Raw genomic sequence first — 8,470 nt, forward strand, 5'->3', positions numbered from 1 at the left:
TTCAAAGAACTACTTGGTCGCTCATTTGCGACTTCCTTATGTTAACATTTCTAATTTGTAATGTCAACTAAGTTTTTTATTTCGTTTGCCGCGTTCTGCGTTATTGCATCGGCGACTTGTTCTATATTACACCTCTAACCTACAATCGTCAATACCTTTTATCCTTTTTATTTTATAAATTATAAAATAAAAAGGATAAAAGGTATTGTCCGTCTCTAGAAATTAATAAAATGGTACAGTTACTTTCATAATCGAAACTCTACACTTTCTTACCACTTATTCCTTTCTAAAGAATGAATATCAAGCCAAACAAATATATATTAAAAGTAGCATTTGTTATTGCGAGTACATTCCATCTACATTCACAATTATCTTCTATTACTTCTTTCTAGGAATTATAAATACGCCATACATTTACTAAAAAACTAATTAACTTAGGAGGCGTTATGAAATGCATGTTAATAAGAAAATCATTTATGTATCCCATGATGCCCATTTCCACGGAGCACAGCTGCTTTCTTTACATACTATTAAAGCTCTTAAAGAAAACTTTAACTACTCTGTCGCAATTATTTCTATTGGAACGGGCATTTTAATCCACGATTTTCAAAAGTATGGTTCTGTTTATTGCCTAGAGGAAAACTACCCAACGGAAGAAAAGGTCGAATTATTAATACAGAAGTTATTATCACAAGACTATACCATCGCCATATGTAGTACTGTCATAAGTGGTGATATAGTTGCATTACTAGCTAAACACAATATAAAAGTTATTTCATTAATACATGAGTTGCCGCATTTAATACAACAGTACTCTGCCGAGGGAAAGGCTAGAAACATTGCCGAGTTTGCTTACAAAATTGTCTTCCCTTCACAGTACGTGTATGAAAAGTTCCGTACAATCACCCAATTAGATCATCAAAAATGCCACATTCTCCCTCAAGGCTTGTTTAACCACAATCCTTATAAGAATAATATTGAAAAGGCTAGAAGTGAATTAAGAAAAAAACACAACCTGCCTCTAGATAGCAAAATCATTTTGGGGGTAGGGTTCGCTGATCATCGAAAAGGAATAGATTTATTCTCACTTATTGCTTACTCAGTAAGAAAGGTTCATACAAATATTCATTTTATCTGGGTCGGGAAAACAGATGTTCATTTTTTAAACACACTATCCCCGAGATATACAGCACATTTCACATTAGTAGAGCCTACTCCGGATATCGGTTTATATAACGCCGGGGCTGATTTATATTTATTAACTTCAAGAGAGGACCCTTTTCCAAACGTTGTTTTAGAAGCATTAGATATAAAGGTCCCTGTTATTGGGTTTAAAAATGCTGGAGGTTTTGAAGATGTTGTTACGGAACAAACTGGCGCATTAGTAGACTATTTAAACTTACCGATGATGTTGGAAAGAATATATGAATTTATTGGAGATGAAGATTTACGATTAAAAAAAGGTAGCTTTGGCCAAAAACTTATTGAAAAAGATTTCAATTTCCTTCATTACATTTATCAATTGTTAAACCTACTTGAGCATAATTATAAAAAAATAAGCGTAATCTTACCGAACTATAATTACGAAAAATACTTACCTGGCCGAGTTAAATCAATATTAAACCAAACCTATCCTCTTTACGAACTCATTTTCCTAGACGATGCTTCTACTGACAATAGTGTATCTACATTTGAACAGCTGCTCTCAAACGAAAATAAATCCCACCTAAAAGTTCAACAAATTATTAATGATAAAAACTCTGGTTCTGTATTTAAACAATGGATAAAAGGTGTCTCTGCAGCAACTGGTGATTATATTTGGATTGCAGAGGCCGATGACTTATGTGATCAGACATTTTTAGAAGAAGTAATGCAAGGGGTTCATATAAATAGTGATGTCACCTTAAGCTATACACAATCAAAACAAATAGATGAACAAGGAAATATCCTAGCCAATCATTATTTAGATTACACAAATGATATTGATAAAGAAAAATGGAAGAGTTCTTACTTTCGAAAAGGGATAGATGAAATACAAGATACGTTACTTATCAAAAACACGATACCTAATGTCTCAAGTGTAGTTTTTAAAAACATAGCTATACAAACTACAGCAAAACAATTAGAAAAGTTTAAAGTAGCTGGTGATTGGTTTTTCTATGTTTCTATTCTGAAAGAGGGAAATATTTATTTCAACCCAAAACCGCTAAACTATCATAGACGACATACAAATAGCGTAACGAGAACAGAAGATTCATATTCCCATTACAGTGAAGTTGTACAAATGCAGAATTTCATTACAGAAACCTTTACTATCGACGACATTTCAAAAAAGAAAATGTACACATATAGAAAGTACCTTAAAGCATATTTGAAGATTTAATTATATATTTCCCTCACCATCAATATCTCTTATAAGACGTTACTATCATTAAAGGGGGCTACTCTTTGAAAGAATTTATAGAGGCAAATAAAGATTTGATTTCTCAAATGGCACATAACTACAATGTAAATGCAAGTATCCATCCAGAGGATCATATCTTTCAATTTCTTGTCACGAATCCAGTCTTTCCGTCAAAAAAAGAAGCGATAGATTATTATTTTAAGGATGGAAGAAAATCAGCAGAGACACTCTTAGATTTAATTACTTCCTTTTCTCCTCCTATAGACAATCCCATTCAATTATTAGAATTCGCATCCGGATATGGCTGCATAACACGTCATTTATTAAAACTACAAACGAACTTAAGTATAACTACTTGTGATATACATGAAGAGGCTATTACTTTTATTGAAAGTACATTAAATACTGCTTCTATCTTATCTCATCCCGAACCAGAACAAGTAAAATTAGCCTCGTCTACGTATGATATCGTTTTTTGTTTATCCTTTTTTTCTCATATGCCTGATACAACTTGGTTTCGTTGGCTTCAAACATTGTATAACGCTGTTTCCCCTGGCGGATTATTCATTTTCACAACTCATGGATATCAAAGTAAAAAGTACTTCGGCTTTCCTGATTTAAATGAACAGGGCTATTGGTTTCTTCCCTCTAGCGAACAACTGGATTTAGATGTTCATCAATACGGGCAAACGATCGTTAGCCCCTCTTACGTATGTGACAAAATTAAATTATTATCTTATAACCCGATTATCAAAAAATACACTGAAGGTTTTTGGTGGGAACATCAAGACCTTTGGGTAATAAAAAAAGAAGTAAAATAATAAACCACGCTCTACTTATACAGAAGTAGGGCATGGTTTATTATTTTTTACTATATAAGAACTCTTCAATCCATAGCTTGTTTAACCTAATACCACTTTTGAAATCTATTTTCGGTTCCCAATTACATTCTTGTCTTACTCTATCTATATTTAAGATGATTTTTTGAACATTTTCTTGTTTTTGTTTATAACAGATAAAATCCACTTTTCTTTCCGTTAACTTCTCCAGTTCTACTATAATTCGTTTTAAAGAAAGACCTTTGCCACTCCCTATGTTATACACACATGATTTCAGGCGATTTAATTGTGATAGTTGTATAGTGATTTCAACTAAATCATCGATATAAATATAATCTCGAATAATCTCTTGTGGATTCCCATATATATTAATCTTTTCATTACTGAGATGTTGATACAAAAAACAATTGATTGCACCAACTTTCTTTAAAGGATTTTGATATTTTCCATATGGATTAGAATATCTACATACAACATAGTCAATTCCGTATTTTTTCTTATAAAAGTACAAATAATTTTCAAGCGACACTTTTGTTATTCCATAAGGAGAAAGTGGTTTTAATGGATGTTCCTCATCAATAGGTAAATATTCAGGCTCACCATAAACTGTGCCTCCAGAAGAGGCTAATACAATTTTTTTAATAGGAAAATTTTTAACACTTTCCATGAAGTTAAGAAAAAAAAAGCTACTGTTTATATCTCCGAAAACATCTTCAATTGAAGTTGCTACATTAGACGTTGCAGCTAAATAAATAATAATATCCACATTCACTAAAGCTTTATATATATCTTCCACATTCGCTAAATCACCTTTAATAAACTCAACCTCACTTATAATATTTTGAGGGAAATTATTTATATGTCTGGAAAATACTTTTACATTTTGACCTTGTTTCAATAAACCTAACGCGAGGTTAATACCAATGAAACTATTTCCACCTATTATTAAATAATTATTCTTCCTCATAGTATCCTCTCTAGTAATAAGATTTTTGCTTATCACACCTAGAAATACAAAGAAATAAACTTGTTCACTTCTACTATAATTGTATGCCCCTTATCAATTTTCATTATCTTTATTTTATATTTTCCTTTTAGAATCACTACCTTATTTAAGCCGCTCGAAAAAACACTCATAATATTTACTCATTCCTATGAATATATTGGATTAGTAAAAGCTTCCCCTCTCCATAAATAAAACTTTCAAAAAGGAGTACTACATGTATGAAGAATGTAAATCAAGAGCTTTTAAATCATGTAATCCTACATAAAGATCGAATCCCACATTTCCATAAAGACTTTCCACTTATACTATTCTGGAGCCATAGAAGCGGATGTACTACTTTAGCTAATTGGTTCTTTTTTCAAATTGGATTATTTACTGAAGCAAAGAAATACCATGACTTTATTCATTACTATGAATTCTGGGTATATAAAAACAACACCAACTACATACCAGAGTTACAAAATGGCCTTCTAACAGCAAAAAAAGATGTTTGTAAACTTGTGCGAAATCCCTATACAAGGGCCGTCAGCTCATTTTTATTACTTGCTGACAATCCATATGCAATTCCTCAATGGGAAAGTATCCGCCATTATTTGTATAATGACAAATATAGTAACCGAGGAATATCATTTAAACAATTTTTATATTACGTTCGAGCATTAGGTCCCAATTCCCTAGCAATGGACATACATTTTAGTCAGCAATACGTTCCAGGTGAAGAAAACTTCATCCAATACTATATTCCTTTAGAAGATTTTAATACACAAATTACAAAGATAGAACATACGTACGGATTAGTTAAATCCGATTTGGCACTACTTATAAAGTCAGAACATCATCGCGCTCATAAAATGCTTTATACAGGAAGCTATGCAGAGCTCAGTATTACGGATGCCACCTTCCCTCGCTTTCCAACATATGAAAGTTTTTATGATGAAGAAACAATGGCGTTAGTTACAGAAATATATGCACAAGACTTTGAAATGTACCCGTACACAAAAGGGATACTTTAAATCGATACACTCTTCAATGAATAAAAGCAAATGTATCGCATAGCATAAAGTGAAACTTTAATTAGCGTGGGGTTCTCCCCGCTAATTATTTCCTTCTACCAATCTTACTTTTATGAATTCCCTTATTTTCACCCACTCTCATTGATTTCGCTGATTGTTGACGTATGTGTCGTCATATGCATTTTTTTATACAGGAGTGATGTCATGTGGAAGGTAATTTGAAGCACAATAATGGATATTGCGTTATTTGCGAGAAGGAAGCTACATTTATAGAGCATAATGATTGGCTTAGGGATCACTACTTATGTTCTACATGCCACTCTATACCACGGCAACGAGCTTTAATACATGTTTTAAATACATTTTTTCCAAAATGGGGTTCCTATCATATCCACGAATCCTCTCCAGGAGGGATTACAACTCAACTACTAATAAAAAACTGCAAAAACTATACATATTCTCAATACTTTAAAAACCACCCTCTCGGCCAATACTTTCAAGGAATTAGATGCGAGAACTTAGAAGACATGACTTTCCAAAATGAATCTTTTGATTTATTCATTACTCAAGATGTCTTTGAACATGTAATGGAACCAAACAAAGCCTTTAAAGAAATAGAGCGTGTATTAAAGCCTGGTGGTGCTCATGTGTTTACTGTACCTTGGTATCATACACTCCCAAAAACTTTGCAAAGAGCAAGGATCAATAAGGATGGAATTGAGTATATTGAAGAGCCGATTTATCACGGAAATCCTATTGATGAGAATGGGTCTTTAGTAACATTTGATTGGGGCCAAGATATGATTGAATATATTTATACACATGCAAATATGTATACCATTGTTTATTTACAAAAGGATAGATCACTGGGGTTAGATGCTGAGTTTCTACATGTTTTTATTAGTAAAAAACACTGAAATAATTTTTAGGCACTATATAATTTGGAGGTTAGCAAATGAATAACTTTAAGTTAGGAAGTGACTTTGATAACCTTGTTAGCCCGCTTTCTGATGTTGAGCTTCTTAATCTATTTATACAAAGTTGCTCACAAACAAAGATAAATGGCATCCCAGTACCTATGTTCCCCCCCGAAGAAATTCAACAACAGTTTGTAGGCGCTTCCTATGAGCATGCTCTTTATGAAGCATATTTGTTTTATAGCCTTGTAAAAACATATGCTCATAATTTAGGCGTTCCCTTGAATAAAGAACGGAAAATTTTAGACTTTGGTTGCGGATGGGGAAGAATTATACGCTTCTTTTTCAAAGATGTTCGCCATAAAAATTTACTTGGTATTGATGTAGATCCTGTAATGATTAACCTTTGTAACGAAACGTTAGGAAGAGGTAGATATAAAATAGCTCCCCCACAACCTCCCGCAAAATTTATTAATGACAATTCATTAGACATCATATTCGCTTATTCTGTATTCTCACATTTATCCGAAGAAACTGCAGAAAATTGGATAAAGGAATTTTCAAGAATTCTTCGTCCTGGTGGAATCTTAATCGCCACAACACAAGCACGCTATTTTCTCGATTTTTGTCAACAATTTAAGGAACACCCTGAATTAATTCAAACGGGATGGCATAAAACTTTATCTCAAGCTTTCCCAGATATAAATCGTGCCATCTCGGATTATGAAAGCGGCAATTTTGTCCACAGCCCTACGGGAGCTGGAGACGTTAGAAATAGTAGCTTCTACGGGGAAACCGTTATACCTAGAACTTATATTAAAAACCACTATGAGAAATATTTAAAGCTGCGGGACTTTTTCGATGATGCAAACCGATTACCCCAAGCTCTATTTGTTCTCCAAAAAAATTAACTCTTTTCGCTCATTGTATAATGAAGATCATTTTGTATCTCAGCCGTATATATTAAATCATCAAAGATTTCTATATCAAGCAAACTGTACAAAAAAATTCATTATGCAGCATCAACACAGTAAGTAAATAATAGATCTCATGCTTTAACTAGATTCGAAAAAATCAAAAATAACTTCCCACCACTTGAACTACGAAGAACATAAGGGGGATATATCTTGAAAATAATTGCTTTTTACTTACCACAGTTTCATCAAATAAAAGAAAATGATCGATGGTGGGGAAAAGGTTTTACTGAATGGACAAATACTAAAAGTGCACGACCTTTATTTTCAGGACATTATCAACCTAGAGAACCTTATCAAGATTTTTATTACGACTTAACCACCCCATCCGTAAGAAAGTGGCAAGCAGAAATTGCCAAAGCACACGGCATATATGGTTTTTGTTATTACCATTACTGGTTTAAAGGAAAGAGGTTATTGGAGAGACCATTTAATGAGGTACTTCAGATGAAGGAACCAGATTTTCCATTTTGCCTTTCTTGGGCAAATGAACCGTGGACAAAAACTTGGGATGGTCTCGATAGTCACATATTAATGCCTCAAGATTACGGAGAATTATCGGATTGGAAAGAACACTTTGAGTATTTATTACAAGCTTTCCAAGATGAGAGGTATATCCGTATAGATGATAAACCACTATTTATTATTTATCGTCCTGGGCACATCCCTGATTGTGCCCAAATGCTTACTTACTGGAATACACTCGCACAAGAAAATGGTTTGAAAGGTATATACTTTGTAGAAACATTAAACAGCTTTCCACTTCCTAATATAAACGGATTCGATGCTAGCATTCAATTCGAGCCTTTTTATACCATTGCTCATGATAGCTCTTCCGACATAAATAAGATAATATATGAATCCGGTAAACAAATAAACGCTTGGGATTATGATAAAGTGTGGATGTATATACTAAAACGCTCTCCTCCAAAGAAAAAAACATTTCCCGGTGCCTTTGTTGACTGGGACAACACAGCACGCCGTAAAGACTTAAATAGCAGCATTTTCGTAGGCTCTACTCCTGAGAAGTTCACAATATATTTAAGCAAGCAAATTCACCGTACGTTCTCCCTTTATGATAGCGAGTTCTTATTTATTAATGCGTGGAATGAATGGGCAGAAGGTACTTACTTAGAACCAGATAAAAAGCATGGATTCGCCTATTTAGAAGGAGTTAGAAAGGCAATTAACAGAGGTATGAAAAGATACAAAAAAGACGAGTCATTCTGACTCGTCTTACAGTTGCTTGGCGACGTCCTACTCTCACAGGGACAAGGTCCCAACTACCATCGGCGCTAGAGAGCTTAACTTCCGTGT

General features: G+C 33.6%; 7 protein-coding genes. 6 read left to right on the plus strand and 1 reads right to left on the minus strand.

Annotated features, from left to right (window positions below):
- Positions 1–451 precede the first annotated feature (451 nt).
- Together AC3WVA_RS29135 and AC3WVA_RS29140 are read left to right on the plus strand one after the other, a co-directional pair.
- Positions 452–2,383, plus strand: coding sequence for a glycosyltransferase (locus AC3WVA_RS29135; protein WP_098347318.1), 1,932 nt, complete (start codon positions 452–454; stop codon positions 2,381–2,383).
- A 65-nt stretch (positions 2,384–2,448) separates the two neighbouring features.
- Positions 2,449–3,225, plus strand: coding sequence for a class I SAM-dependent methyltransferase (locus AC3WVA_RS29140; RefSeq protein ID WP_098347317.1), 777 nt, complete (start codon positions 2,449–2,451; stop codon positions 3,223–3,225).
- Positions 3,226–3,265: 40 nt separating this feature from the next.
- On the opposite strand, the gene AC3WVA_RS29145 is transcribed toward AC3WVA_RS29140, so the two are convergent.
- Positions 3,266–4,210 (minus strand): NAD-dependent epimerase/dehydratase family protein, encoded by a 945-nt coding sequence (locus AC3WVA_RS29145; protein WP_098347316.1) that lies wholly within the window; start codon positions 4,208–4,210, stop codon positions 3,266–3,268.
- Positions 4,211–4,467: 257 nt separating this feature from the next.
- Here AC3WVA_RS29145 and AC3WVA_RS29150 point away from each other — a divergent pair, with 257 nt between their 5' ends.
- From AC3WVA_RS29150 to AC3WVA_RS29165, 4 genes are all read left to right on the plus strand, one after another.
- A complete protein-coding gene (locus tag AC3WVA_RS29150; RefSeq protein WP_098521681.1) occupies positions 4,468–5,262 on the plus strand; it encodes a sulfotransferase family 2 domain-containing protein in 795 nt (264 codons plus the stop codon).
- 206 nt (positions 5,263–5,468) lie between these two features.
- Positions 5,469–6,179, plus strand: a complete 711-nt coding sequence (locus AC3WVA_RS29155; protein ID WP_098347314.1) for a class I SAM-dependent methyltransferase — start codon at positions 5,469–5,471, stop codon at positions 6,177–6,179.
- Positions 6,180–6,217: 38 nt separating this feature from the next.
- On the plus strand, positions 6,218–7,090 hold the full coding sequence (locus tag AC3WVA_RS29160) for a class I SAM-dependent methyltransferase (RefSeq protein ID WP_048526348.1): 873 nt from the start codon (positions 6,218–6,220) through the stop codon (positions 7,088–7,090).
- A gap of 216 nt (positions 7,091–7,306) precedes the next feature.
- Entirely contained in the window at positions 7,307–8,383 is a 1,077-nt protein-coding gene (locus tag AC3WVA_RS29165; protein ID WP_048526347.1) for a glycosyltransferase WbsX family protein, read from the plus strand.
- The last annotated feature ends 87 nt before the right edge of the window (positions 8,384–8,470 follow it).

The sequence above is a fragment of the Bacillus sp. EB106-04-02-XG92 genome (genome assembly GCF_058791995.1).

Bases quoted from the DNA above. Each gene is read 5' to 3' on its own strand.
- AC3WVA_RS29145 (WP_098347316.1), bottom strand. From the start codon at position 4,210: ATGAGGAAGAATAATTATTTAATAATAGGTGGAAATAGTTTCATTGGT.
- AC3WVA_RS29160 (WP_048526348.1), top strand. From the start codon at position 6,218: ATGAATAACTTTAAGTTAGGAAGTGACTTTGATAACCTTGTTAGCCCG.
- AC3WVA_RS29150 (WP_098521681.1), top strand. From the start codon at position 4,468: ATGAAGAATGTAAATCAAGAGCTTTTAAATCATGTAATCCTACATAAA.
- AC3WVA_RS29135 (WP_098347318.1), top strand. From the start codon at position 452: ATGCATGTTAATAAGAAAATCATTTATGTATCCCATGATGCCCATTTC.